The 25,873-nt window shown below is 72.7% G+C and carries 25 protein-coding genes; 14 read left to right on the forward strand and 11 right to left on the reverse strand.

The features are described from left to right. Positions 1–13: 13 nt before the first annotated feature. A complete protein-coding gene (locus tag Gocc_RS03105; RefSeq protein ID WP_147281166.1) occupies positions 14–928 on the reverse strand; it encodes a hypothetical protein in 915 nt (304 codons plus the stop codon). A 35-nt stretch (positions 929–963) separates the two neighbouring features. Here Gocc_RS03105 and mptB point away from each other — a divergent pair, with 35 nt between their 5' ends. From mptB to Gocc_RS03130, 5 genes are all read left to right on the forward strand, one after another. Next, a complete protein-coding gene (mptB, locus tag Gocc_RS03110) occupies positions 964–2,202 on the forward strand; it encodes a polyprenol phosphomannose-dependent alpha 1,6 mannosyltransferase MptB (RefSeq protein WP_114795037.1) in 1,239 nt (412 codons plus the stop codon). Positions 2,203–2,289: 87 nt separating this feature from the next. Continuing rightward, positions 2,290–2,976: a response regulator transcription factor gene (locus tag Gocc_RS03115; RefSeq protein ID WP_114795038.1), complete on the forward strand. Its 687-nt coding sequence runs from the start codon at positions 2,290–2,292 to the stop codon at positions 2,974–2,976. A 2-nt stretch (positions 2,977–2,978) separates the two neighbouring features. Then, a complete protein-coding gene (locus Gocc_RS03120) occupies positions 2,979–4,370 on the forward strand; it encodes an ATP-binding protein (RefSeq protein ID WP_114795039.1) in 1,392 nt (463 codons plus the stop codon). 65 nt (positions 4,371–4,435) lie between these two features. Continuing rightward, entirely contained in the window at positions 4,436–5,368 is a 933-nt protein-coding gene (locus Gocc_RS03125) for a hypothetical protein (RefSeq protein WP_114795040.1), read from the forward strand. Between the two features lie 16 nt (positions 5,369–5,384). Then, the gene (locus Gocc_RS03130; protein ID WP_181813315.1) at positions 5,385–6,944 is read left to right on the forward strand and encodes a hypothetical protein; all 1,560 of its coding nucleotides are present in this window, start codon (positions 5,385–5,387) and stop codon (positions 6,942–6,944) included. On the opposite strand, the gene Gocc_RS03135 is transcribed toward Gocc_RS03130, so the two are convergent. Both Gocc_RS03135 and Gocc_RS03140 read right to left on the reverse strand, forming a co-directional pair. Continuing rightward, positions 6,877–8,505, reverse strand: a complete 1,629-nt coding sequence (locus Gocc_RS03135; RefSeq protein ID WP_114795042.1) for a hypothetical protein — start codon at positions 8,503–8,505, stop codon at positions 6,877–6,879. The two genes, Gocc_RS03130 and Gocc_RS03135, sit on opposite strands and share 68 nt — an antisense overlap. Positions 8,506–8,585: 80 nt before the next feature. Further along, entirely contained in the window at positions 8,586–9,413 is an 828-nt protein-coding gene (locus tag Gocc_RS03140) for a DNA-formamidopyrimidine glycosylase family protein (RefSeq protein ID WP_114795043.1), read from the reverse strand. A gap of 20 nt (positions 9,414–9,433) precedes the next feature. On the opposite strand from Gocc_RS03140, the gene Gocc_RS03145 reads away from it, so the two are divergent. Together Gocc_RS03145 and Gocc_RS03150 are read left to right on the forward strand one after the other, a co-directional pair. Continuing rightward, the gene (locus tag Gocc_RS03145; protein ID WP_181813316.1) at positions 9,434–10,312 is read left to right on the forward strand and encodes an asparaginase; all 879 of its coding nucleotides are present in this window, start codon (positions 9,434–9,436) and stop codon (positions 10,310–10,312) included. A 144-nt stretch (positions 10,313–10,456) separates the two neighbouring features. Continuing rightward, positions 10,457–11,554 (forward strand): sigma-70 family RNA polymerase sigma factor, encoded by a 1,098-nt coding sequence (locus Gocc_RS03150; RefSeq protein WP_114795044.1) that lies wholly within the window; start codon positions 10,457–10,459, stop codon positions 11,552–11,554. Between the two features lie 78 nt (positions 11,555–11,632). Here Gocc_RS03150 and Gocc_RS03155 read toward each other — a convergent pair whose 3' ends face one another. The 3 genes from Gocc_RS03155 to Gocc_RS03165 all read right to left on the reverse strand — a co-directional run bounded on the left by Gocc_RS03155 (position 11,633) and on the right by Gocc_RS03165 (position 14,436). Further along, positions 11,633–12,418 carry a mechanosensitive ion channel family protein gene (locus Gocc_RS03155; RefSeq protein ID WP_114795045.1) on the reverse strand — a complete coding sequence of 262 codons (786 nt, stop codon included), beginning with the start codon at positions 12,416–12,418 and terminating at the stop codon, positions 11,633–11,635. 58 nt (positions 12,419–12,476) lie between these two features. Then, entirely contained in the window at positions 12,477–13,685 is a 1,209-nt protein-coding gene (locus Gocc_RS03160; RefSeq protein WP_114795167.1) for an aspartate kinase, read from the reverse strand. A 70-nt stretch (positions 13,686–13,755) separates the two neighbouring features. Further along, on the reverse strand, positions 13,756–14,436 hold the full coding sequence (locus Gocc_RS03165) for a pyridoxamine 5'-phosphate oxidase family protein (RefSeq protein ID WP_114795046.1): 681 nt from the start codon (positions 14,434–14,436) through the stop codon (positions 13,756–13,758). 73 nt (positions 14,437–14,509) lie between these two features. On the opposite strand from Gocc_RS03165, the gene Gocc_RS03170 reads away from it, so the two are divergent. Beyond that, a complete protein-coding gene (locus Gocc_RS03170; protein WP_114795047.1) occupies positions 14,510–16,012 on the forward strand; it encodes a GMC family oxidoreductase in 1,503 nt (500 codons plus the stop codon). Between the two features lie 42 nt (positions 16,013–16,054). After that, positions 16,055–17,212 carry a xylose isomerase gene (gene xylA / locus Gocc_RS03175; protein WP_114795048.1) on the forward strand — a complete coding sequence of 386 codons (1,158 nt, stop codon included), beginning with the start codon at positions 16,055–16,057 and terminating at the stop codon, positions 17,210–17,212. A gap of 71 nt (positions 17,213–17,283) precedes the next feature. Here the strand turns inward: xylA and Gocc_RS03180 are convergent, their stop codons facing one another. Together Gocc_RS03180 and Gocc_RS03185 are read right to left on the reverse strand one after the other, a co-directional pair. Next, entirely contained in the window at positions 17,284–18,045 is a 762-nt protein-coding gene (locus Gocc_RS03180; protein WP_114795049.1) for an NAD(P)H-hydrate epimerase, read from the reverse strand. Between the two features lie 34 nt (positions 18,046–18,079). Beyond that, positions 18,080–18,319 carry a hypothetical protein gene (locus tag Gocc_RS03185; RefSeq protein WP_114795050.1) on the reverse strand — a complete coding sequence of 80 codons (240 nt, stop codon included), beginning with the start codon at positions 18,317–18,319 and terminating at the stop codon, positions 18,080–18,082. 341 nt (positions 18,320–18,660) lie between these two features. On the opposite strand from Gocc_RS03185, the gene Gocc_RS03190 reads away from it, so the two are divergent. Further along, positions 18,661–19,017 carry a DsrE family protein gene (locus Gocc_RS03190; RefSeq protein ID WP_114795051.1) on the forward strand — a complete coding sequence of 119 codons (357 nt, stop codon included), beginning with the start codon at positions 18,661–18,663 and terminating at the stop codon, positions 19,015–19,017. A gap of 8 nt (positions 19,018–19,025) precedes the next feature. Here the strand turns inward: Gocc_RS03190 and Gocc_RS03195 are convergent, their stop codons facing one another. Further along, positions 19,026–20,522, reverse strand: coding sequence for an aromatic amino acid ammonia-lyase (locus Gocc_RS03195; protein WP_181813317.1), 1,497 nt, complete (start codon positions 20,520–20,522; stop codon positions 19,026–19,028). Next, complete coding sequence (locus Gocc_RS03200) at positions 20,519–21,532, reverse strand: ornithine cyclodeaminase family protein (RefSeq protein WP_114795168.1); 1,014 nt, start codon at positions 21,530–21,532, stop codon at positions 20,519–20,521. Before Gocc_RS03200 ends, Gocc_RS03195 begins: the two co-directional genes overlap by 4 nt. A 552-nt stretch (positions 21,533–22,084) precedes the next feature. On the opposite strand from Gocc_RS03200, the gene Gocc_RS03205 reads away from it, so the two are divergent. After that, positions 22,085–22,828, forward strand: coding sequence for a helix-turn-helix transcriptional regulator (locus Gocc_RS03205; RefSeq protein ID WP_114795053.1), 744 nt, complete (start codon positions 22,085–22,087; stop codon positions 22,826–22,828). Between the two features lie 41 nt (positions 22,829–22,869). Further along, positions 22,870–24,051 carry an NAD(P)/FAD-dependent oxidoreductase gene (locus Gocc_RS03210; protein ID WP_114795054.1) on the forward strand — a complete coding sequence of 394 codons (1,182 nt, stop codon included), beginning with the start codon at positions 22,870–22,872 and terminating at the stop codon, positions 24,049–24,051. A 6-nt stretch (positions 24,052–24,057) separates the two neighbouring features. Here the strand turns inward: Gocc_RS03210 and Gocc_RS03215 are convergent, their stop codons facing one another. Continuing rightward, positions 24,058–24,300 (reverse strand): 4a-hydroxytetrahydrobiopterin dehydratase, encoded by a 243-nt coding sequence (locus Gocc_RS03215; protein ID WP_220150420.1) that lies wholly within the window; start codon positions 24,298–24,300, stop codon positions 24,058–24,060. A 10-nt stretch (positions 24,301–24,310) separates the two neighbouring features. Between Gocc_RS03215 and Gocc_RS03220 the strand changes: the two genes are divergently transcribed. Both Gocc_RS03220 and folE read left to right on the forward strand, forming a co-directional pair. Then, positions 24,311–25,147, forward strand: coding sequence for a CDP-alcohol phosphatidyltransferase family protein (locus tag Gocc_RS03220; protein WP_147281167.1), 837 nt, complete (start codon positions 24,311–24,313; stop codon positions 25,145–25,147). A 31-nt stretch (positions 25,148–25,178) separates the two neighbouring features. Beyond that, positions 25,179–25,871, forward strand: coding sequence for a GTP cyclohydrolase I (gene folE, locus Gocc_RS03225; protein ID WP_181813319.1), 693 nt, complete (start codon positions 25,179–25,181; stop codon positions 25,869–25,871). Positions 25,872–25,873: the final 2 nt, after the last annotated feature.

The following is a 25,873-nucleotide window of genomic DNA, read 5'->3' on the forward strand; positions in this document are numbered from 1 at the left end:
CGCGGGCGGCCACTCATGAGCAAACCGCATTCTTCGGTATCGCGCCGTTCGGCGTGAAGGTCACCTTCGTGCCGACGGTTGCGCCCAGGACGAGGCGTGATCCGTAGCGCCAGAACGTGGCGCCGTGCCGGCTCCTTGTCACCCAGCCGTCGACCGGTCGCCCTGCTCTGCGGGCGACGGCCGCGAGCGGAGCGGCGTTCGCCGTTGCGTCGCACGTCGCTCCACGGAACTCTCTCCGCTCGCCGTCCGCCACGCTCCAGACGACGACGAGCTTGGTCCCGTCGCGAACGAGCCGTGCGAGGCCGTCGACGTTCGGGCTGCGCCGGGCCAGCGCCGCCGGCGTGCCACCGGTCTCGCGGTCGATCTCGCGCGCGGTCTCGTGGCCGGCAGGCAGGTGCGCCCGGCGTGCGGCGAGATCGAGATACGAGTCGACGACGACGACGAGGTCGGGGCGCAGCTCCGGGTGGCGTGCCGCGAGCACGGCGACGCCGTAGCCCGAGTAGGAGACGCCGGCGAAAACGAGCATCCCGCCGATCCTGCGGTGGACGGCGGCGACGCGGGCGGCGAGCTCGTCCAGGTAGGCGGCGTTCCCCCAGTCGAGCCACCGGAGGTGACGGAGCTTGCGCCCTCTGTACCCGTCTTTCGCGTAGCCGCCGCACACGAGAGCGAGCCGGGCGCGTCGCGCGAGCGGCCGAGCCTGCTCGCAGTACGGCCACCCGCCGCTCGTGACGAGGACGCCCCTGGGCGAGCGGACAGAAGAGATCGTCACGATCGCCGACCGTGGCACGGCCGCCCGGGCCACAGCGGCGAACCCTCCGAGCATCGTCAGCGCCAGCAGGAGTCCGACCGGGGCGCGCGCGACCCGGGACGTGCACGACCTCAGCATCGTCGTGATCTTGAAGGTGCCGGCGCCGACGCGCCTGAACACGACATGAACGGGCCTTCGCTGATACGACACCATGCGTGGCAATCGGCACCGGCGCGCTCGGCAACGCGACAGCACGCAGTGCGTCGGCTCGCCCGGCGCTCGTGCCGGCGCTCGGGACGGCGGTCCTCGCGCTCGTCGCTACCGCGATCGGGACGGCCGCCCCCGGGCCGGGGATGTCGCCGGGAGGCCGGGTCTTCCTCGCGGCGCTCGCTGCGGCCTTCGCCGCCTACGCCTGCGCCGCCCTGCTGCTCGAGAGCCGCCGCGCGCGGCTGTCGATCGTTCTCGCGCTCGGGGTCGCGATCCAGCTCGTGCCCCTCGCCGGGCCGCTGCTCCTCTCCGCGGACGTTCGCAGCTACGCCGCGTACGGGCGCATCGACGAGGCGCTCGGCGGCAATCCCTACGCGGACAGACCCGCTGCTTTCGCATCGGATCCGGTCGTGGCGGCCGTTGCGGGCGGGTGGCGAGAGACGCCTTCCGTCTACGGGCCCGTCTTCGCCGGGCTCGCACGTGCCGTTGCCCGTGTGGCCGGCGACGATCCCGCGGCCGCGGCACGTCTCTACCGCTTCATCGCCGCGGCGTCCGTGCTCGCGCTGATGGGTCTGGCGGCGGCCGTCTCCAGCCGTCCCGATCGCGCCGCCGCGTTCGTGGGCTGGAATCCGCTCCTCGCCGTCCACTTCGCCGGAGGGGGGCACAACGACGCCACGATGATGGTGCTCGTCCTCGCGGGGCTCGCCGTGACCAGCCGTGGACGCCCCCGGCTGGGAGCGCTCCTGTGGGCGGGCGCCGCGGCGATAAAGTGGATCCCGGCGCCTCTCTACGCTCTCTCGGCCCTGGCGGCGCGGCGGCGCGGAGAGCCGTCGGGGCTCGCCGCCTTCGCCGCGACGGCGGTCGTGCTGGCGTTCGCCGCCACGTGGCGCTACGGCCTCGACTGGGTTCGCGTGGTCGCTCCGCTTGCGCGGGCGGCGGAGGCGCAGACCCACTACAGCCTCGCGCGGCGGCTCCATCAGGTCGGCATCCCCTCGGCGCCGGCGGCCGTCCTCGTGGCGGCGGCCGCGGTCGCGGTCGCCGTCGCCCTCGTCCGCTCGGTGCTCGCGGGCCGGGCGAGTCTCGGCCTCGCGGCGTGTGTGGTCGTGGCGGCGAACCCGTGGCTCCTGCCGTGGTACGCGGTCTGGCCCGTCGCGCTCGGCGCGATCGAGTCGGACCGCGCGTCGCGCTTCGCCGCGCTGGCGATCGTCGCGTACCTGCTGCCCGCCCGCGTCGTGATCTGGGCCTGAACGCGGCATGAGCGGCGGTGGACGGATCGCCCACGAGCTGCCGGGATCTCTCATCCTGTTCTCATGGAGGATGGCGATGGTGAACGCATGAGAGCCCTGATCGTCGAAGACGACGTGAAAATGGCCGGATTGATCAGGCGCGGCCTGCTCGAGGAGGGATATGCGGCGGACGTGGCCGCGAGGGGTGAGGACGCGATCTGGATGGCGAGTGCCACCGAGTACGACGCGATCGTGCTCGACGTCATGCTGCCGGGCATCGACGGCTTCGAGGTCTGCCGCCGTCTCCGTCAGGCCGGCGTGTGGTCGCCCGTTCTGATGCTCACCGCACGGGACGCCGTCGAGGACAGGATCGCCGGCCTCGACACGGGCGCGGACGACTACCTCACGAAGCCGTTCGCGTTCGCCGAGTTGCTCGCCCGCCTGCGGGCGCTCGCGCGGAGAGGGCCCGTCGAGCAGCCGCCCGTGATCGAGGTCGGTGACCTCAGGCTCGATCCTCGATCGCACCAGGTATGGCGCGGGGAGAAGGAGATCGACCTGTCGCAGAAGGAGTTCGCGCTGCTCGAGATACTGATGCGCCGGCCCGGCCAGGTGGTGTCTCGCTTCGACCTGCTCGAGCACGCGTGGGACTACAGCTACGAGAACCGCTCGAACATCATCGACGTCTACGTCCGCTACCTGCGCGAGAAGATCGACCGGCCCTTCCGCGTGCGATCGATCGAGACGGTTCGCGGCGCGGGCTACCGGCTGCGCGCCGACGGCGGGCGCAGCGCCTGAGCATGAGAGCGCTGTCTCGCCTGCCGATCAGGCTGCGCCTCACGCTGGCGTTCGCCGTCGTGATGGCGATCGTCCTCACCGCGACCGGCCTCTTCGTCTACGTGCGCCTCCGCTCCGCGCTCGATCAGGCGCTCGACGCGAGCCTGCGATCGCGTGCCGACGATGTCGCCGCCCTCGTCCTGCAGTCGGACTCGGGCCTGCGTGAGGGCGACGTCGCCCCGCTGTCCGACCAGGGCGAGCGATTCGCGCAGGTCGTCGATCGACAGGGGCGCATCGTCGATGCGACGCGCAGGCTCGGAGGTACCCCGTTGCTGACCCCTGCCCAGCGCGCGCGCGCGCAGGCGCGACCGTCGCTCTTCGACATCGGCCCACGCGGACCTGTCGACAGCCCCTCGCGACTGCTGGCAACGCCGATCACGGCGCAGGATCGGCGCCTCGTCGTCATCGTGGGAGCCTCGTTGGAGGCGCGGGACGAGGCTCTCCGTGGGCTCGTGCGCCAGTTCGTGATCGGTGGGCCGGTCGCGCTCCTGCTGGCGTCGCTCGCCGGCTACGGGATCGCGGCCGCCGCGCTCGCTCCCGTCGAGTCGATGCGGTCGCGCGCGTCGCTCATCTCCGGCTCCGATCCGTCGGCGCGGCTGCCCGTGCCCGCCTCGGACGACGAGATCCGGCGTCTCGGAGAGACGCTGAACGCCATGCTCGAGCGCCTCGAGCAGACCATCCGGCGTGAGCGCACGTTCGTCGCCGACGCGAGCCACGAGCTGCGCACCCCGCTCGCGTCGCTGAAGACCGAGCTCGAGCTCGCCCTGCGGCGCACGCGCAGCGCCGACGAGATGCACGCGGCGCTGCACTCGGCGGCGGACGAGACGGACAGGCTGTGGCAGCTCGCAGAGGACATGCTGGTGCTGGCACGCTCGGATGACGGGCGCCTCCCGCTGCGCGTCCAGGCGGTGGACGCGGCCGACGTGCTCGAGGGCGTCGCGGCCCGGTTCGCGGACAGGGCCGCGCTCGCCGGGCGCACGGTCAGCGTCGACTCCCCTCGCCTCGCCGTCCGCGCCGACCCGTTGCGGCTCGAGCAGGCGCTCGGCAACCTGGTCGACAACGCGCTGCGCCACGGGCGCGGCACCGTGCGCCTGGCCGCGCGGCGCGTCGAGGATGCCGTCGAGCTGCACGTCGGCGACGACGGCCCCGGATTTCCGGCGGCCTATCTCCCGCGTGCGTTCGAGCGCTTCAGCCGGGCCAGCGAGGCGCGCGAGCGGGGCGGTGCCGGCCTCGGCCTCGCCATCGTGGAGGTCGTCGCGCGCGCGCACGGCGGAACCGCGCACGCGACCAACAACCCGCTCGGTGGCGCCGACGTCTGGATCGCGATTCCCGGCGACCGCGGCGTGACCGCGTGAACGACAGGTCCCGAAGACCCGAGGCGCCGCGTTCGGCGCGGACGGGCCTTGCCGACGCCGCTGTCGTGTGGGCCGTCATGCTCGCGGTCGGCGTCGAGGTGCTCGTGACGTACACGCGCATCCCCGTGCGCGAGCTCTACCACGTCCGCAGCGGCGGGATCGCGGCAGGCGCGGGGCGGACGCTCGCGTTCGTGGGCTTCCCCGTCGGGCTCGCCGCCGCTGCCATCCTCGCGATCGTCGCAGACCGGGCCGGCCGCAGGGCGACGGCGTTCGCCGCCGCCGCGGGCGCGGCGCTGGCCGTCGCGATCGTCTGGCCGGGCGCCCTCGACGAGAGCGGGCTCGACACGCCCCCGGCGAGGGCGCTCGCGGCGCTCGGAGTGGCGCTGACGCTCGGGCTGACGATCGTCGCCGCCGCGCGCGGAGGGCTCGGGCCGCTCGGGCGCGAGCCGGGAGACAGGGTGCGCCTGGCCGGCGCGGCGGCGCTCGTCGTCGTCGCCCTGCCGTGGCTGGCGGCCGATCTCGGCCTCGCGCTCGACCGCGTGCCGGTGCTCGGCTGGATCTTCCAGACCGATGTCCTCGCGCGGCAGCCGGGTCGGCCGGGCCTCCATCCGGCGGTGCACGACGGCCATCACCACGGCATGGACGGCGTCCTGCTGGCGCTTTCCGCCCTTCTGCTGTCGCGGGCCGTCCCGCACCTGCGGCACCGGCGGCTCAGGGCCTGCCTCGGCGTGTATCTCGCCTTCCTGCTCGTCTACGGGACCGCGAACGCCGTCCAGGACGCATGGCTCGAGCAGGTCGTGAAGCGCGGCTGGTCGACGACGGAGCTGCCGATGATGCTCGTGCCCTCGGCACGGCCCGCCTGGATCGTCATCGTCGTGCTCACCTCCGCCGTGGTCGCCGCAGGCTCGCGCCTGCCTGCGTCAGCGCCGTCCGCGGCACGGCTATCGTCTGCGGACTGCGTGCCGCCGCGTGGACGACGCTCCTCATCTCACCTGTGATCCGGATTTGACGCCGGTGGTGGACGCTCGCGGGCGCTCCTGGCCTCCGATGCTCGTCGCGGTCACGGTCGCGGCGGCAGCCCTCCTGCTGGCGCCGGCGGCGCGGTCGTCGCGTGTGGCCGTCGTCGTCGTGCCGCCCGCCGCCGTCTCGTCCCACGCGGCCGGCGGCGCGGTCGGGCTCCTCGTGCCGGCTGCGGGCGCAACAGTCACCCGTGCGGGTGCCGTGCGGTCGCTCGTCACGGGGCGCAGCTTCTCGTCGTTCGCGGGTGATACCGGCGAAGCGCCGCGTATCCGCCTGTCGTCAGCGCCGAGCGAGGTCACGATCTACGTCTCGCTCCCTCCGCCCGGACGGCACCACAACGTCGTTCGCTATCCGCTGGCGATCGTCGGGGGCGGTTACCGCGGCATCCTGGTCTCGCGCTCGACCCGTATCGACGGGCTCGTGTCGATCGCCGACATCGCGCCGACGGCGCTCGCCCTCGCGCGCGGCACTCCGCCGCCGATCGCATTCCGGATGTCGGGGACGGCTGCCGAGGTCGCCGCCCTCGACCGCCGCATGACGCGCGCGCACGATTCCCGCGGGCCGGCGACGGTGGCGCTGGCCATGGTGCTCGGTGCCCTGGCGGCGGCGGCGATCGTCACCCGCTCGCCTGCGATCTCGCGGGCGGCGCTCCTCGCGGCGCCGGCGGCGATCTCCGTCGCGCTCCTGCTCTCCTTCGCGGCTGTCCGGGCTCCGGCGGCGGTGGGGCTGCTCATCGCCGCGGGCGGCGGGGCGGCGGCGCTTGCAGGCGCCTGCTCGGAGCGTCTCTTCGCACCGCTGATCGCGCTCTTCCTCGCCGCCTTCCTCGCGCTGCTGGCGTCGGCGCCCGAGACGAACGCGCTCGCCGCGATCGGCCCGCATCCCGACGGCGGCGTGCGGTTCTACGGTGTCACGAACCAGGTCGAGACGCTCCTGCTGGCCCCCGCGCTCGCGGCTGCCGCGGTATCGCGACGATGGTTCGTCTGCATCGGCCTGCTCGGGCTCGTGACCGTCGGCTGGAGCCGTGCGGGCGCCGACGGCGGCGGCGTCCTCGTCCTTCTCGCGGCGCTGGCGGTGCCCGCGACGCGGCAGCGCCGAACGTCCGTGAGCGGCGCTCGCGTCGCCCTCGCGGCGGTCGCCGGAGGCGCCGCGGCGGCCGCCCTCGTCGCCGTCGATGCGCTGTCTGGTGGATCGAGCCACGTCACGCGTGCCCTCGCCGCCGGCCCATCGACGCTGCTGGACGACTTCTGGCGGCGCTTGCACGTGACGTGGGGCGGCGCTACGGCCTCCTGGCACGCGGCGCTCCTCTGCGCGCTCGGGATCGCGGCGCTCGCCGTGCTCGCCACCCGGTCTCCGCTCTCGGCGCCGGTGGCCGCCGTCGTCGCGGGTCTTGCCGTCTCGCTCGTCGTCAACGATTCGCCGGTCGACGAGCTCGTGTGGGGCGCGCTCGGCTGCGCCGCTCTCTGGGCCCATGAGAGATCGTGCCGCCCTACGTCGCGCAGCTGCGGACGGGACGTCCGGCGAGCGTCGCCAGCGCCGGTGCCGCGCCGAGCATGAAGCGCATCGTGACGGTGCCGGCGCGCGGCGCGTCGAGAACGGTCATCCCGTCGCTCCCGCGCTCGATGCAGCCGCGCGAGACACGCCAGTACGGCGACCAGCTCGTCGCGATGCGGTAGCGGCCGCGGCGGCCCACCGAAAAGGTCAGGCGCGTGTGGTCGAAGCGGAGAACGTGCGCGGCGCCGGGCCCGGTGACGAGCTCCCGCGGCGACGGGACGGCGTACACGGTGATGTGGGCGGAGCGGAAGACCGGGCGCAGGCCCGAGCGGCCGCCGGCAAGGAGCCGTGCCTCGCCCTTGGCGCTGTAGTCGAGCGGAGCGTCGGGCAGAACGACGTAGCGGACGGCCATCCGCCGCAGCCAGCCGACGTAGGAGCGGGGCCCGAGCTCGTCGTCGTAGAGCACGCTGTTGCGCGGGAAGTCCTCCTGCCGGAACCAGCCGCGGGTGATGGGGATGCCCGCCGCGGGGAGGTAGGCGGCTGCCCAGTGCCCGGCCGTGTCGACGACCTCGACGCGGTACGACGGATCGAGGTTCGTCTGGAGGAAGGCGACGGCAGGAGTCCAGTAGCGGGCATCCGCGGCGGGGTCGGAAGCTCCCTTGGCGTAGCTTGCCGCCAGCGGCGCGACGTTCCACGACAGCGCGAGCACGAAGGCGACGGCAGCGAGCGGGAAGGGACGCCAGCGGCGCAGAGACAGCGTGAGGATCGCAAGCGGGACGGCGGCAAATCGAAGGCGGGCGATGTTCTCGCCCAGGCTCGACGGGACGAGGAAGGCCGCGATCAGGACGGGCAGGTAGACCACGTAGATCCAGCGCAGGACGCGAGCCGCGGGCACGCGCCAGGTCAGAGCCATGCCGAGGAGGCAGAAGGCGCAGGCAGCGGCGAGCTCCTCGATCGAGAACGGGAAGCGACCGCCTCCCGGGAACACGCGCCAGAGGACGAGCTCGACGACCCCGATCGCGGAGACGGTGACGGCGGGAAGGACGAGGTCGTCGCGCTTGGGCGCCCGCGCGAGCGCGACGGCCGCGAGCAGCACGACGAGCAGGATGAACGCCACCGGGCTCGCGGCGAAGCAGAGGGCGGTGAGCAGGGCGAACCGCACCCGGGCGCGCGACTGCAGCGACCACAGGGCGAGCAGGGCGAGCGCGGCGCCGAGCGCGAAGGGGAACGCCCCCGACAGCACGACGCCCGCCCAGACCACTGCGAACGACCGGTTCGACCAGCGGGATGCAGGGCCCCATTCCCGTGCCGCGACGACCGTGAAGGCGAGAGCCGCCGTGGCGATGCTCGCCACCGCGAGGAGGCGGATCCCGAGCAGCGCGGCGGCGGGGTAGTAGAGAAGGCTGTAGGTGACGAAGCTGTAGCGCCCCTCGTACCAGAAGTTGTTCCAGAGCTCGAAGCCGTGCTTCTGGTAGAGCGCGGCCTGATACACGTGCGCGGCGACGTCGCTTCCGGGTGGCCCGAGCCAGGCGAGGGCCGCCGCCACCGCCGCGGCGAGCCCGGATGCGACGAGCGCTTCGCGCGCGAGCGGATGCGTGCTGGCTGGGGGTGCGAGGGATGTCATCGACGCTGCCGGCGACTGCTGCAGGCTCGTTGCTCGCGGGCCTGCCCAGGCGATGGTAGTGCGTCTTGCATCGCGCGGCACTAGCGCAGGAGCCGTGACAGCCGCCGGTCCTTCAGCTCCCTGCCTCCGGTCTGGCAGGTCGGACAGTAGGTGATCGTGTGCTCCTCGAAGTCGACCCGGCGCAGCGTGTCGTCGCCGCGCGGGCAGGCCTCGCCGAAGCGGCCGTGCACCCGGTAGACGTCGGCGTCGCCCTTGCCCGTCAGGCGCAGCGCGAGCGCGCGCTCGAGGTCGTCGTCGATCGCCGCTGCGAGCCGCGCCACCTCCTCGTGCGACAGGTCGACGGAGAGCTTGAAGGGGGAAAGCCGGGCCAGCCAGAGGATCTCGTTCGCGTGGGCGCGGCCGATCCCGGCGAGCGCGCGCTGGTCGCGCAGCAGCGGGTGCAGCTGCCGGCGCTCGCGCCGCAGCACGGCGCCGAGACGCCCGGCGCCGATGCCGAGCGCGTCCGGCCCGAGGTGCGCGAGCTCCGCCTCGAGCCCGGCGCCTGTGAGCAGCCACACCCCCGCCCGCTTCTTCTTACCCGCCTCGGTGAGCACGAGCTCGCCTCCGTCGGCGAAGCGCAGCCGGAAGGCCGGCGTCTTCGGCGTCTTCGCGCCGGGTGGGTGATAGCGCAGCCGCCCGGCGCTCATCAGGTGGACGCGGAGCCAGAGCGCTCCGTCCTCGCTCGGGAAGAGCAGATTCTTGCCGCGCCGCTGCGCCCCGCGCAGCCGCCGGCCTGCGAGCGCGGCGAGCGGAGGGTCGAATGTCTTCAGCGTCGCGACGTGTGCGGGCCCCGCCCTCTCGACGGGCGCGCGTGCGACGAGCGGGTCGAGCTCCCGCACCCACGCTTCCACTTCCGGCAGCTCCGGCATCGGACGTAGTCTCCCTGCGAATGGCCGACCCGATCAGCGTAGTGGCCACGCGCGGCGACGTCGTCGAGGCCCGCCATCGCGTGCACGCCGTGGCCGTCCGGAACGGGCAGGTCGTGGCGTCGGCGGGCGACCCGCACCTGCTGACGTTCCTGCGCTCGTCCGCGAAGCCGATCCAGGCGCTGCCGCTCGTCCGCGCCCGGCCCGACCTGGACGATGCCGAGATCGCTATCGCCTGCGCCTCGCACCTCGCGCGGCCCGAGCAGCTCGCGGCGGTGCGCCGCCTGCTCGCCGCCGCTCCCGCCGCGGAGGACGAGCTCGAGACCGGGCCCGAGCCGACGCCGATCGAGCACAACTGCTCTGGCAAGCACGCGGGCTTCCTCGCGCTCTGCCGCGCCCGCGACTGGCCGAGCGCGGGGTACCGCCTGCCCGCTCATCCGCTGCAGCGGGCGCTGCTGGAGGAGGTCGCCGCCGCGGCGCAGGTCGACCCGGCGTCGATCCCGACGGGCACCGACGGCTGCGGCGTCGTCACCTTCGCGTTGCCGCTCGACCGCTGCGCCCATCTGTTCTCGCGGCTTCCGCAGCTGGACGGGGGCGAGCGCGTGATACGCGCGATGCGGGCACACCCTGCGCTGCTGCGGGGCCCCGGCGCCGCCGACGCGATGGTGATCTCGTCCCTCGACGGATGGGTCGCAAAGGGCGGGGCGGAGGGGCTCTTCTGCGCGGCCTCCGCGGACGGCCTCGGGGTGGCGCTGAAGGTGGAGGACGGCGCCTTCCGGGCGATCCGGCCGGCGCTCGCCGCGTTCCTCGCGCGGCTTGGTGTCGACAGCGGCGACATCGGCGTCGTCAGTCTCGAGAACAGCCACGGGGAGCGGGTGGGGGGCCTCGAGACACGTTCCTGAGATCCGTGTTCACAAAGGCCGATGTCGCGTATAGGATTCGGCGCCTGCAAGGGGTTGGGCCGGTCAGGGGAGTCCGGCCTCAGGGTTCATACGCACGGTTCGCAGGGCAGTCTTCGTCAACCTACGAGGAGAAAGCCGAGGTCCATGCTCTCCGTCGAGATCGCTCTTCCAGACGTCGAGGAACTCCACAAGCTCGTCGAGCAGGGGCAGGAGAAGGGGTTCCTCACCTACGACGAGATCGTCAGCGCCGTCGAGGACGTGGAGCTGACGAAGGAGCAGTTGGAGGACTTCACGACCTATCTGATCGACCACTCGATCGAGCTCGTCGAGGGCGAGCAGCACAAGCGTCTGCCGCACGAGCCCGCGCCGGTGGAGGACGAGAAGGCGACCGCGCCGAAGCTCGACCTCACGGTCGAGCCGTCGCTCGACTCGCTGCGGCTCTACCTGCGTGAGATCGGCAAGGTGCCGCTGCTCACCGCCGACCAGGAGGTCTCGCTCGCGAAGCGGATCGAGCGCGGCGACATGGCCGCCAAGCAGCACATGACCGAGGCCAACCTGCGCCTCGTCGTGTCGATCGCCAAGGGCTATCTCGGCCGCGGGCTGTCGTTCCTCGATCTCATCCAGGAGGGCTCGCTGGGGCTCATCCGCGCCGTCGAGAAGTTCGACTACCGCAAGGGGTACAAGTTCTCCACCTACGCGACCTGGTGGATCCGGCAGGCGGTGACCCGTGCGATCGCCGACAAGGCGCGCACGATCCGCATCCCGGTGCACATGGTCGAGAAGCTGAACAAGGTCGTGCACATCGAGCGGCAGCTCGTCCAGCGCCTCGGCCGCGAGCCGAAGCCGGAGGAGATCGCCGAGGAGCTCGACATGACGACGGACGAGGTGCGCGAGATCCTGCGCATGGCGCAGCTGCCGGTCTCGCTCGAGAAGCCGATCGGCGAGGAGGAGGACTCCTCGCTCGGCGACTTCGTGCCGGACGAGCAGGCCGAGTCGCCGTTCGACACGGCGTCGTTGTCGCTGCGGCGGGAGGACATCGAGCTGGCGCTCGCGTCGCTGCCCGAGCGGGAGCGGAAGGTGATCGAGCTCCGCTTCGGCCTCTGCGGCACGCAGCCGTGCACGCTCGAGGAGGTGGGCCGTGCCTTCGGCGTCACGCGCGAGCGCATCCGGCAGATCGAGAACAACACGCTCAAGAAGCTCGAAGGCCTGCCCGAGGCGCAGGCGCTGCGGGACTGCATGTAGCGATCGGGTGCGGCGCCGGGGTGTCTCCGCCGGAGAGACACCCCCGTCCCGGCCTCGCATCCGCGCCGTCCGCCCCGCTCAAGCAGGCAGGAAGCCCCGCTCGCGCAGCACGGTGAGGCCCATCTGCCGGACCTCGCTCGCGAGGGCGGCGACGTCGGCGTCGAGCGGCGCGAAGGTGGTCGCGTCGAGCCAGACGAGCCGCTCGCCGATCTGCCCGACGAGCACGCGCGCGTCGGCGCCGTTCGTGCCGGGAATCGCGGCGATCGCCTCGCGGAGGGCGTCACGGGCCTCGTCGATCGGCGTTCCGAGCGTGACGGGGAACTGGGCGCCGATCGCCCGGCGCGGGTCGCGGATCGTGCGATTGACGATCGTCGTGCTCGTCAGCTGGCTGTTGGGGATGAACACGCGCCGGGCCTCGTCGGTGACGAGCGTCGTGTAGATCAGGTTGATCTCCTCCACGAACCCGGTCTGGTCGACGACCGTGACGCGGTCGCCGAGGCGCAACGGCTGCGTGAACGCGACGAGCATGCCCGAGCCGAGGTTGGAGAGCGGCGTGTTGAAGGCGAGGCCCGCGAAGACGGCGAGCACGGCGCTCGAGGCGAGCAGCGCCTTGCCGATCTGCGCGGTCGCGTCGTAGAGCGTGAGAACGTTCCAGATCGCGATCGCGGCGGCGACCGCCACGATCATCCGCTGCAGGAAGCCGTAGGTCGTCCGCCGTCTCGAGGCGCCGCCGGGGTCGCGGGTGGCGAGGCGGCGCTCGTAGCGCGCGAAGGCATGCCCGAGCGTCCAGCGCACGGCGAGCACGAGGGCGAGGCCGACGGCGCCGGTCGTCAGCGCCTGCACGGTGCGGTGGGAGAGATCCATTCCCCGCCTGTTTCGGCGGTCACGCGCGCGTGCCTTCCCCGCGGGCGCGAGGAAGGCGTCATTCGGCGACGGGCGCGCTCTCGAGCTCGAACGCGTCGTGCAGGGCGCGCACGGCGGCGGGGATCTCGCCGCGGGCGATCATGCAGGAGATCTTGATCGGCGACGTCGAGATCATCTGCAGGTTGATGCCGTTCTCGGCGAGGGTGCGGAACATCCTCGCGGCGACGCCGGGATGCGAGCGCATGCCGGCGCCGATCAGCGACACCTTGCCGAGGTCGTGGTTCTCCTCGACGGCGAACGGGCCGAGCTCGGCCCGCGTGCTCTCGAGCGCGCCGCGCGTGGCCGGCACGTCCTCCGCCGGCACAGAGAACGACATCTCCGCGTTGCCGTGCACGACGTTCTGGATGATCGTGTCGACGTTCACCTGGGCTGCCGCCACGACGTCGAAGATCATCGCCGCCACGCCGGGGCGGTCGGGGATGCCGGTGAGCGTGAACACGACGTCGTTCTCCGAGTGCGTCACGGCCGAAACGATCGGCTGTTCCATCTCGTCTCCTTCCTGGACCCATGTCCCCTCCTCGTCCGAGAAGGTCGAGCGTGCGTGGATGCGGACACCGTGGTTGCGGGCGAGCTCCACCGCGCGGAGCATCAGCACCTTCGCGCCGGAGGCGGACATCTCGAGCATCTCCTCGTAGGAGATCGCCGGCAGCTTGCGCGCGCCCGGGACGATGCGCGGATCGGCGGTGAACACGCCGGGCACGTCGGAGTAGATCTCGCAGGCGGCGCCGAGGGCGGCCGCGAGCGCGACCGCGGTCGCGTCGGTGCCGCCGCGACCGAGCGTCGTCACGTCCATCGTCTCGCGCGAGAAGCCCTGGAAGCCGGCGACGAGGACGATCTTGCCGCCGTCGAGCGCCTCACGGACGCGTTCGGCGCGGATCTCGCGGATCTTCGCCTTCGTGTGCACGCTGTCGGTGAGGATCCCTGCCTGCGACCCGGTCAGCGACACCGCTTCCTGGCCGAGATCGTGAATCGCCATCGCGACGAGCGCGCAGGCGATGCGCTCCCCGGTGGAGAGGAGCATGTCGAGCTCGCGGCCGTCCGGGTGCGGCGACACCTGGTGGGCGAGATCGATGAGGCCGTCGGTCGTCCTCCCCATCGCCGACACGGTGCCGACGACGCGCAACCCGCGCTCCCTGGCCGCGACCAGGCGCTGCGCGACGTGCTTCACCTTCTCTGGATCGGCGACCGAGGAGCCGCCGAACTTCATCACGACGGTGTCGAAGTCCACCCTCCGAGCCTACCCGCCGGGTGGCCTTGTCTTCGACAGAAGGATCACCTCACACGAAGTCCGTGAGGCCGTTGCGGCGGTAGCGGCGGGCGTAGGCGGGAACGGGGATCCCCGGCCGCAGCAGAGGATCGGGGACCGGCGCGAGCGCCTTCGTCGCGAGCGGGATCACGCCGGCCCACACGGCGAGCTCCGCGTCGGGCGACGCGCCGTCGTCGGGCGGGCCGCTGCGCACCTTCGCCGACGCCTCGTCGAGCGGGAGCGACAGCACCCCCGTCGCCCTCAGCTCCTTCCGCGTCGGCCGGCGTGCGTCCGCCCAGCGGCCGGGCAGCAGCTTCTCGGTGAACGCCTGCAGGACGGCGTTCTTCTCGTCGGCGTCGACCACGGGGGCGGCGGTGCCGAGCACGACGACGGAGCGGTAGTTGATCGAGTGCTCGAACACGGAGCGTGCGAGCACGATGCCGTCCACGAGCGTGACCGTGGCGCAGGCGGGGATGCCCTCCGAGACGGCGCGCACGGTGCGGCTCGCCGCCGAGCCGTGGACGTAGAGCCGGTCACCGATCCGCGCGTGCAAGGTCGGGATCACGAACGGCTGCCCGTGCCGCTCGAAGCCGAGGTGGCAGACGAGCGCGGCGTCGAGGATCTCGTCGATCGTGGCGCGGTCGTAGCGCGCGTTCTCGTGTACGCGGCGCACGCGGGTGCGGCCCGAGGGGGCGGGGTGCGGCCGGGCCATCGGGGAAAGCCTACGCGGGTCGGAGGGCGGACGTCGTCGGCATGCAGCCGCCGCGGCGGGGATACTCCCGTCGATGAGCACGCTCGAATGCGACGTCGCCGTGGTCGGCGCGGGATCCGGGGGGTGCGTCGTCGCCGGCCGCCTCGCCGCGGTGGGCGTCGACGTGCTCCTCCTCGAGGCGGGCCCCGACTACGGGCCGCAGGAGAGCGGCCGCTGGCCCGCCGACCTGCTCGACGGCGGCGCCCTCGTCACCTCGCACGACTGGGGCTACGCGAGCGGAGACCTGCCGGGTCGCGATCCGATCGCGTTCCCGCGCGCCCGTGTCGTCGGTGGCTGCTCGTCGCACAACGGCTGCATCGTCGCCGTCGGCTGTCCCGACGACTACGACGCCTGGGCCGCCCTGGCGGGCGAGGAGGCATGGAGCGCCGACGCGCTGCGGCCGTTGTTCGCCCGCGCTCTCGAGCGGCTGCGCGTGAGGCACTACAGGGAGGACGAGGTCGGGCCGTTCCATCGCGCGTGCCTCGATGCCGCGGCCGCGCTCGGGCTTCCCCGCGCGGACGACCTGGACGACCTCGACGGCGGCGTCGGCTTCGGGCTCGAGCCGGTCAACATCGAGGGCGGCGTGCGCGTCAACGCGGCGTTCGCGTACCTCGACCCGGTGCGCGGGCGCCCGCGGCTGCGCATCCTCGACGAGACGCTGTGCGACCGGCTCGTCGACCTCGGCGACGAGGTGGAGCTGCATGCCCGCAGGCATGGGGAGGAGGTGCGCGTGCGCGCCGGCCGCGTCGTGCTGGCCGCGGGCACCTACGGGTCGCCCGCGATCCTGCTGCGCTCGGGCGTCGGCGACCCCGGCGCCTTGCGAGCGCTCGGCATCGAGCCGACGCTCGCGCTGCCGGGCGTGGGCCGCAATCTCCACGACCATCCGGTCGTCGAGCTCGAGTTCGCCGGCTCCGATGCCCTGCGCGCGGCGCTGCGCGCGTCGGCTGCCGTGCGCTTCACGCCCGAGGAGCAGTCGCTCGGCAAGCTGCGCTCGAGCCGCGCCGCCGGCCTCTTCGACCTGCACGTGATGCCGGTCGCCGCCCACGAGCACAGCCTGCTCGCGGGACGCATGCTGCTGGCCGTCGGCGTCATGGAAGTGCGCTCGCGCGGGCGGCTGACGCTGACGAGCGCCGACCCGGAAGCGCTGCCCCGTCTCGAGCACGGCTACCTCTCCGACGCGGAGGGAGCCGACCTCGCGGTGCTCGTCGAGGGGATCGAGCGCGTGCGCGAGCTCGCGGCGACCGAGCCGCTGCGCTCGCTGCTTCGCGACGAGATCGCCCCCGGGCCCGCCGCCGACCTGCGCGAGGTCGTGCCGCGCGTCGTCGGCCACTACTACCATCCGGTCGGCACCTGCGCGATGGGCGCGGACGGCGACCCGCTCGCCGTCTGCGATGGCCGCGGGTGCGTGCGCGGCCTCGAGCGCGTCTCCGTGGCCGACTGCTCGCTGATGCCGGCGGCGCCGCGCGCGAACACGAACGTGCCGGCGGTCGTCGTCGGCGAGCGTGTCGCGCAGGCGCTGCTCTCTGCCCCGGCGTAGACTCGAGCTCGTCGGCCTGTCCCCCGATCCAGGAGCCCGCCCATGAGCTACGAGCCACGTCCCGAGCACCGCTTCTCCTTCGGCCTGTGGACGGTCGGGAACGTGGGGCGCGACCCGTTCGGCGAGCCGACGCGCGCGCCGCTCGACCCCTGCGACAGCGTTCGCAAGCTGGGCGAGCTCGGCGCCTACGGTGTCAGCCTGCACGACAACGACCTCGTGCCCCTCGGCGCCGCGGCGGACGAGCGCGACAGGATCGTGGCGCGCTTCCGCCGGGCGCTCGACGAGAGCGGCGTGCGCGTGACGATGGCGACGACGAACCTGTTCACGCACCCCGTCTTCAAGGACGGCGCCTTCACGTCGAACGACCCGGGCGTGCGCCGCTTCGCGATCCAGAAGGCGATGCGCTCGATCGACCTCGGGGCCGAGCTGGGAGCACCCGTGTACGTGTTCTGGGGCGGCCGCGAGGGCACCGAGTCCGGGGCGGCGAAGTCGGCGATCGACGCGCTCGAGCGCTACCGCGAGGCGATCAACTTCCTCTGCGGCTACGTGCGCGACCAGGGCTACCCGTTGCGCTTCGCGCTCGAGCCGAAGCCGAACGAGCCGCGCGGTGACGTGTTCCTCGCCACGGTCGGTCATGCGCTCGCGTTCATCGAGCAACTCGACTACCCGGAGATGGTGGGCGTCAATCCGGAGGTGGCGCACGAGACGATGGCGGGGCTCAACTTCTGCCACGCGGTCGCCCAGGCGCTGTGGGTGGGCAAGCTGTTCCACATCGACCTCAACGCGCAGCGGATCGGGCGCTACGACCAGGATCTCCGCTTCGGCCAGGAGGACGTCAAGGAGGCGTTCCTGCTCGTGCGGCTGCTCGAGGAGTCGGGCTACGAAGGGCCGCGTCACTTCGACGCGCACGCGCTGCGCATGGAGGACGCCGACGGCGTGTGGGACTTCGCCGCGGGTTGCATGCGGACGTACCTCATCCTGGCCGAGAAGGCGAAGGCGTTCGCCGCGGATCCCCGCGTGGCGGAGGCGCTGGCGGCGGCCGGCGCGCCCGACCTCGGGCGCGAGACGGTCGGCCGCTACAGCGCCGAGGCGGCGGCGCTGCTGCGGGAGGAGGAGTTCGACCTCGACGCGCTCGCCGCACGCGGCTACGCGAACGAGCGGCTCGATCAGCTCCTCGTCGAGCACCTGCTCGGCGTGTAGCGGGGCGGAGCCGGTCGTGGGCGATCCGGCAGGTCGCGGAGCGGGCCGCGAACACTCACCGCGGCGCCGTTTCACCTTCTGTCGAACCCCGTGCCCCGGACATCGAGCAGCGGTCCGGCTCCGAACGGCGTCTCGTATCGCAGCCCCAGGCGCTCGTACGCGAGAGCCGGCACGGAGATGTCCGCGAGGAACAGCCTCCCGACTGCCGCGGCTGCGTCGGGCTCGGCGAGGCCCGTCTTCGCAGCCGCGAGCGTCATCGTCGCCTCTGCCGCGACGGCGGGCGCGCGCAGCCGGCCGCTTGCGAGCTCGAGTCCGGAGGGGACGTCGAGGGCGAGCAGCCGGCGACCGGAGCTCCAGCGGATGAGCGCTGCCGCCTCGCCGTAGGGGTCGCCTCGCTGGCTGTAGCCGGGCAGGGCGTCGACGACGAGATCGGGGTCGCCGAGCGCTCTGGTCGCACGATCGTGGATCGGGATCGACAGCCGCCGCGCGATCTCGAGCTGCTCGGCCGGCACCGGCGCGAAGCGCTCCGGGGCGGCGGCGAGCGCGATCGTCACCCGCGCGCCGGCGACTGCCAGATGGCGGGCGGCGACCAGGCCTCCGCCTCCGGTTCCGCCCGGGCCGGCCAGCACCAGGATGGAGCGGCCGCGGGCGTCACCTCCGACCAGACGGCGGGCGAGCTGGGCCAGGTTGCGGCCGGCGTTCTCCATCATCCGCACCAGCGAGATGCCAACGTCGTCCATCATCATGCGGTCGATCTCGCGCATCTGCTCGACCGACAGCCAGGGCACCGAGCCCGCCGCGATCGTCGGGATCGCCCCCCGTCCGTCCATCATCGCCGGCCGCGGCGCCGCCCCGGATGTGCTGCGCTCACACGAGGATCCGTACCGCGAGCCCCGGAGGGCATCCGCGTTCGATGAGCCCGATCGCGTCGTCGAGGCCGACGTCGAGGCGGCCGGCGAGGACGACGCAGTCGGGCTCCTCGCACCCCCGCCGTCTCAGCGTGCCGAGTCGGAGGAGGGTGCGGGCGAGGATCTCTTCCTCGTCGCGCCACTCGACGTCATCCGCGCCGAGAGCGCCGGTGCAGGATCCGTATGCGCGGGGAGGCATCACTCGCTCCGACCCGCACCGGCGGCTGGAGATTCGCCTCGCCTGGTCGCGCGGTCGTGCCAGCTGCGTGCGCCGCACATGGGGCAGCGGGGAAGCCGGGCGAGCAGGGAGCTGATCCCGTAGCCGCAGCGACCGCAGGCGAGATCGCGCCGTGCGGCGGCGGCTTCGCGAAGGCGCTCGCTCTCGCCTGGGCTCTGCGGGATCATGGTTGCTTCGACCCGCCTGCGGTCCGCGGGATTCGCGTTCCTCCCGCCCGCTCTCCCTGCCCTGGAATCGCGGCGGTCTCCGGCGCCGTCTGAGGAAGCGTCACCACATCCATACAGCGAGGAAGGGAGATCCCGATGGACAAGGCAGCGATCGTCGTGCTCGCGGACATCGAGACGCACGGGGACATGGGACGGCTCGTCAACGCGCTCTCCGCCGCGGAGGAGCTCCGCGAGCACGGCGACGACGTGACGATCATCTTCGACGGCGCCGGTGTCCGCTGGGCGGCGGAGCTTTCGCAGCCCGACCATCGCCTGCACGAGACGTTCGAGCGCGTGCGCGACAAGGTCGCGGGCGCATGCCACTACTGCGCCGGTGCGTTCGAGGTGCGCGACGAGCTGGAGCAGATCGGATTCCCGCTGCTGCGCGACCACAAGGGACACCCGAGCCTGCGCTCGCTCGTCCACGACGGCTACGAGGTGATCACGTTCTAGCTCTCCCGTTATGACTCCCGCCCGGCGCGGATGGATCCCGACGCGATCAGCTCGCGGACGCGCTCGATGTCCCCCGACAGCGTCCGGTCGCGGTCGACCGGCTCGACGACCGAGGCGAGCGTTGCCACGATCGATCCCAGTCGGCCCGAAGCCGGACGCCCGGCGAGGCTTGCTGCCTGGCGGAGCGCCACCAGCTCACAGGCGAGGGCAGACTCGAGATCCTCGAGGAGCCGGGCGAGGCGAGCCGCCGCGAGGAACGTGAACGCCTGCACGTCCTCCTGTCCCGTCGAGGTGTCCATCGCGTGCACCGAGACGGGTGTCGCGAGCGCGCGCGCGTCGGCGGTGAGGCCGACGACGGTCTTGTGGAGCGCGACGACCCCGGCCTGGACGCCGGGTCGGTCGGTCAGCTGGTCGGGCAGGCCGGAGAAGCGGGCGTCGAGCAGCCGCTGCAGGCGCTTCTCGACGAGATTGGCGACGTGGCAGGCCGCGTTCGCCACGGCCTCGAGCCCGAGCACGACGTCGATCGCGTGGAAGGCGCCCGAGGGATAGAGACCGGCCGGCCCGCTGTCGTCGGCGTCGAGGAACAGCGGCGAGTCGGTCGTGCCTCGCAGCCTGCGGTCGAGAACGGCGTCGAGCGTGCCGAGGGCTGCGTAGGCGGCGGCGTGCACCTGCGGGGCGACCCGGAAGGAGACCGGTGGTTGCGCAACGTCTCCCCACACGTCTTCTCCCGCGAGCATGGCGGTCAGCACCTGCTGGACGGCGACGGCGCCCGGGTCGCCGGAGATCGTTCCCACGCGCGGGGACAGCGCCCGCGCGCCGCCGGCGATCGTCGCGATCCCGAGCGCGGCCGCGACGTTCGCCGTGTCGACGAGCACCCTGAAGCGGTCTGCAAGGTCGATGCCGAGCGCCGTTGCGAAGGGCGAGCCGTTGATCAGCGCGAGCCCTTCCTTGGCGCTCGGCCGGTAGGGAGCGATGCCGATGCGCTCGAGCGCATCGGCGGCAGGAAGGACGGCCCCGTCGATGCGGACGAGACCCTCGCCGACAAGGGTCTGGAAGAGATGGGCGAGCGGCCCGATCTCTCCGGCCGCGCCGTAGGGCCCTTCGGGAACGACAGGGCTCCAGCCCCTCTCGAGGAGCATCGCGATCTGTGAGCACAGCACGTCGCTGACGCCTGCTGCCCCCTGGAGGAATCCGGCCAGCCGGAGCAGCAGGGCGCCACGGACGACCTCGGCGGGCAGCGGGGGTCCGAAGCCTGCCGCGCGGGCGGTGAGGAGCGACCGCTGGAGATCGTCCTGCTCGAGCGCCGTCACCGGCCTCGCGGAGAGCCCGCCGAGCCCCGTCGTGATGCCGTATGCCGGAATCCCCGTCCCGACGTGGGCGAGCATGCGCTTCCTTCTCTCGGCCACCGTAGCGAGCGCGTCCGGGTCGATCGCGAACGCCTCCCGCGCCCGCACGATCCGCGTGTACTCGGAACGGCTGAGGCCCTCCCGGCCGAGCCCGATCACGAGCGGTACCGCACGGTGGTCCCGATCCCGTGGGCGCGCGCGCGCTCGACGGCGAGGTGAGCGACCGCCACATCCGTCGTCGCAAGACCGCGATGCCAGAAGAGGATGCGCTCGTCGTCGTCCTCACGGCCGGGCTTCGTGCGAGCAACGACATCCGCGAGCTCGGCGTGAAGCGTCTGCTCGGTCAGGAGCCCCGCGCGGACGTGAGGCCGGAGCGCCCCGAACGGATCGTCACGGCCACACTGGCCCCAGTCGTCGACGACGACCTTGTCGAAGCCGTCGAGGACGTCGAGCTCGAGGATGCTCATCGTCCCGTACGGGATCAGGAGCGAGCATGCTTCGAGCCACGAGGTGCGGAGAAGCGGCTCGGGCCGCTCGAGCCGCGTCGCCTCGACCACGATGTCGGCGCCGCCGACGGCCTCCTCGATCGTGGAGGTGACGCGCACCGGCTTCCCGAGCGCCTCCTCGAGCCGCGCCCCGAACGCCTCGCGGGACGACGGGCGCTTGCTGGTGACGCGGATCTCGTCGAAGTCGAAGAGACCGTCGAGCATCGTCACGTTCGCGAACGCCGTCCCGCGCGCGCCGACATGCGCCAGCGTCCGCGAGCCCGGGCGCGCGAGCTCACGCGCGCCGAGCGCCGTCAGTGCCCCGGTGCGCCGCTCGGTGATCTCTGTCGCGTCGACGATCGCGACGGGCATTCCGGTGCGCGGGTCGTAGAGCGTGACGAGGGCGAGCTCGGACGGGAGCCCGCTGGCGTGGTTCCCGACATAGTCGCCGACGACCTTGACGCCCGTGACGCCGAGTGGCCAGACGGTCGCGCGCAGCAGGTTGAAGTGGCCGGGGAACGAGGGGTCGGGAACGTGATGCACCCGTGGATCGAGCGCGACGAGGCGCTCACCCTGCGCGCGCACCGCTGCCTCGACTGCGTCGAGGATGTCCGCGTCGGACAGCGCGAGCGCCTCGAGGTCGTCTCCGGAGACGAAGAGCAGGTCGAGCGGTGCGTGCTCCATCGCTCGAGGATACGCCGAGCCGCCGCAGCGGATGGCGTGATGCTGGATCGGCTGGAGAGCGTGATCGATCGTGACGTGGTCGTGGCCGGCGGCGGCACCGCCGGCTGCGTCGTCGCGGGCCGGCTTGCGGAGGAGAGCGACGCCGGCGTCGTCCTCCCTGTCCGTCGTGCGCCTCGGGCCGGGCATCGTCGCCCGCCGCCAGCCGTACGAGCCGGAGCGCCTCGGCGCTGTCCCACTCGTTCCCGTCGACGAGCGGCCTCCTGCCAGAGCTGCTCGACGGTACGGCTCATCGCGATGTCTCGAGTAGCCCCGACGCCGCGTCGCGCGCGGCGCCGACGGGGGGCGGCGAGGCATGGCCGCGAGCCGATCCGGCGTACGGTAGCCCGTCTGCGCGAGACCGGAGAGGGGCGCGATCAGGTTCCGCTTGTGGGCGGTGACGACCTCACGACGGCGCCGGTCGATGTCCGCGATCTCGGCGGCCGTGTCGAGGAAGGCGCGGCAGTGCCTCGGAGCCGCCCCGATTTCAAAAGACTGATAGAATATCTTTAGAAGATGGACGAGCTTCAGGCCGTCGGCGATCCCGAGCTCCGCGAGGCGTTGCTGTTCGCGCGCGCGCAGGCTCGCCCGATCACCGCCGACGAGCTCGCCGCAGCGCGGCGGGTTCATCGCAACGTCGCGCGGTCGCGACTCGAGCGGCTGGTCGAGGCCGACCTGCTCGCCGCCGGCTACGAGCGCCGGACGGGCCGAAGCGGCCCCGGCGCGGGCCGGCCCGCGAAGACGTACGCGGTCGTTCCGGAGCTGGAGTCGATCGAGTTTCCGGCGCGTCGCTACGAGACGTTGCTCGGCCTCCTTCTCGACGCGGTCCCGCCTCACGGCCGCTCCGAGCGCTTGCGGCAGGTCGGGGTCGCGTTTGGGGCGGAGCTGGCTCGAACGGCCGGACTGCAGCCGGCGAAGACGCTCCGCACGGGTTTCGAGCGCATGTGCGAGGCGGTTCGCAGCCTCGGCTATCAGGTATCGGTCGCGGAGGCCGGCGAGGAAGGCGCAGTGATCGAGACGCCGACGTGCCCGCTGCGGCCGCTCGTGCGCGCGCGCCCCGAGGCCGCCGAGATCGATCGAGGCATGTGGGCGGGGCTCGCCGCCCGCGCCATCGGCGGGGTCGAGGTCGAGCGCGTCGAGTGCGAGACACGCGATTGTCTCGCCGACCACGACTCCTGCCGCGTGCTGATCACGCTCGCGCCGCGACGCCGACCGGACGTGCGCCGGGCCCTAGACTCCAAATATGTTCGTGGCGCATAAATCTTGTGCCTGGAGAAGCCGGTGCAAAGCCTGAGCTGACGATGTTGAGCTATCGCTACCTGATCGTCGGCGGCGGTATGACCGCCGACGCCGCCTGCAAGGGCATCCGTGAGTGCGACGCCGAGGGGACGATCGGCCTCGTCGGTGCCGAGTCGCACCCTCCCTACAAGCGGCCTCCGCTGACGAAGGGGCTCTGGGCCGGCGCGGAGGAGAATTCGATCTGGCGCGGCACGGAGGAGGCGCGGGTCGATCTGCGGCTCGGCCGCCGAATCGTCGCTCTCGACCTCGAGAAGCGACGAGCGGTGGACGATCGAGGTGACGAGTACGCCTACGAGCGGCTGTTGCTGGCGACCGGCGGCCGCCCGCGCACCGTGCCCGATTGGGGAGACGACGTCGTCTACTTCCGCACGCTCGACGACTACCGTGACGTGCGGGCGCGTGCGAGGGCGGGCGCCCGCTTCGTCGTCATCGGCGGCGGCTTCATCGGCTCGGAGATCGCCGCGTCCCTGACCTCGAGCGGCTGCGCGGTGACGATGGTGTTTCCGGAGCCCGGCATCGGCTGGCGCGTCTTTGCGGCCGAGCTCGCGGCGTTCGTCACCGACGATTACCGCTCGCGCGGCGTGGAAGTGCTGGCCGGAGCGTCCGTCGACGGCGTCGAGCGCGAGGGGGGCGTCACTCGCGTTCGGCTCGGTGAGGGTCGCGTCCTCGAGGCGGACGCGGTCGTCGCAGGTCTCGGGATCGAGCCGAACGTCGAGCTCGCGACCGCCGCTGGCCTGCCCGTCGACGGCGGCATCGTCGTCGACGAGTACGGCCGGGTGGGCGGACGCGAAGAGATCTTCGCGGCAGGGGACGTCGCGCGCTTCCCGGTCCCTGCACTCGGCGAGTCGACCCGGGTCGAGCACGAGGATCACGCGAACACGCACGGCCGGCGCGTCGGCGCGAACATGGCAGGAGCGGAGCAGACCTACGACCACCTCCCGTTCTTCTACTCCGATCTCTTCGATCTCGGCTACGAGGCGGTCGGTGCGGTCGACTCGCGCTCGGCGACTCTCGCGCGCTGGACGGAGCCCGGGAAGAAGGGCGTCGTCGCTTACCTCGACGGCGCGGGCCGGCCGCGCGGCTTCCTGCTCTGGGGAATCTTCGGCCGCGTGGACGCTGCGCGCGAGCTCATCCGGGTCGGAGAGCCGATCGAGGAGGACGCGCTTGCCGCGCTGGTCGGCTGAACGCGGTCAGGCGAGCTCGGCGCTTCGGGCAGCGAGCTCGCGGTCTCGTTCGGTGACGCCGCCGGCGGAGTGCGTCGACCAGCGGAGCGTGACGCGCGCGAAGCGGATCTCGATGTCGGGATGGTGGTTCTCGGCCTCGGCGAGGTCGGCCACGCTGGCGACGAAGGCGATCGCCTCGCGAAAGTGGGCGAAGGAGAACTCACGCTCGAGCGCGGAGTCGACTTCCTTCCAGCCGGACGGGGCGTCCACTGCCCGGAGTATGCCGCAGACGGCAGGCCGGCTGCGGCGCTCGCGGAAACGCCGGCAGGGGACCGAGATGCTGTGCGAGCTCGCCTTCCGGCCGCTCGCCCATCTCGTCGTGCTCGTGCTGGCGCCGCTGCGCGTGCCGCCGCCCGCCGTCGTTCTCGGAGCGACGGGCGTCGGCCTCTTCGCGGCGCTCGAGCTCGCACGCGGGCAGCTGCTGCTCGCGGCGCTCCTTCTGCAGGCGAAGACCGTGCTCGACAACGCCGACGGGCAGCTCGCACGGCTGACGGGGCGGGTGTCCGTGCTCGGTCGTTACCTCGACGCGGAATCCGACCTGCTGGTCAACGCCGCGCTCTTCGCGGCACTCGGCTCCGTGACGGGACGGTGGGTCATCGCCGCCCTCGCGTTCGTCCTCGTGACGCTCGTGCTGGGAGTCAACTTCAACGTCGAGCGGCTCTACCGGCGCGAGCGCGGGGACGCGACGGATCCGATGCCTCCGGCACGGGGCTTCGCGCGGATCCTCGAGCGCGTCTACGGCGTCGTCTACGCGCCGCAGGACCGGCTGCTGGAGCGGTTCGTCGAGTGGCGGCTGGGCCGTGCCGGGGCAGATCCGGCGCGCCGGCTCGCCTACCACGACGCCTGGACGGTCGGGGTCGTCGCCAACTTCGGCCTCTCGTCGCAGCTGGCCGCGATCGGCCTCTGCCTCGCCGTCGGCAGCCCGGCTGCGACCTTCTGGCTGGCGGCGGGATGCGGCGTCGCGCTCGTCGCGCTGGCGGGCCGGCGCGAGCTGCTGCTGCGAGGCGTCGCGCCGGCCGCGGAGGGCCGGCCCTGCACCGAGCCGGCCGCCTCGTGATCGACCGGAAGCCATGACAGGAGGAGCGAACATGGAGCACGACGCAGCAGTCGAAGCGACCGATGCGGCGAACATCGTCGAGTTCCGAGGCGGCTCGTCGGACTCGACCCGCTGGGGTAGGCTCGCGCCGCGCGAGATCGGCCCCGCGGACTGGTCCCGTTTCGAGCGTCACGTCGCCGAGATCCTCGCCGCGCTCGGAATGGATCTCGAGACGCCCGGGACGCGGGACACGCCGCGGCGGTTCCTCAGGGCGCTCTACGACGCCACCTCGGGGTACGAAGGCGATCCCAAGCTGCTGACGGCGTTCCCGGCCGAGCGAAGCGTTTCGGGCGACGCTGCGGCGGGTCAGATCGTCGAAGGGCCGATCTCCTTCTCGTGCCTGTGCGAGCACCACGCGCTTCCGTTCTACGGGACCGCCCACGTCGGCTACATCGCGGGCGAGCAGATCATCGGCATCTCGAAGCTGACGCGGATCGTCCGGCTCTTCGCGCGGCGCTTCACCGTGCAGGAGCGGCTCGGCGAGGAGATCGCGGACACGCTCGTCGAGCTTGTCGCGCCGCAGGGGGTCGCCGTCCACCTCGAGGCATCGCACCTCTGCACGCGCATGCGCGGCGTCGAGGAGCACTCGAGGACGGTGACGACGTTCTGGCGGGGCGCCTTTCGCGAGCCGGAGCTGCGGCGCGAGTTCCTCCAGTCGATCGGCGGCCACAGGGACGGGAGCTGAGA

The organism is Gaiella occulta, from assembly GCF_003351045.1.
GTDB classification, from domain to species: Bacteria; Actinomycetota; Thermoleophilia; order Gaiellales; family Gaiellaceae; genus Gaiella; species Gaiella occulta.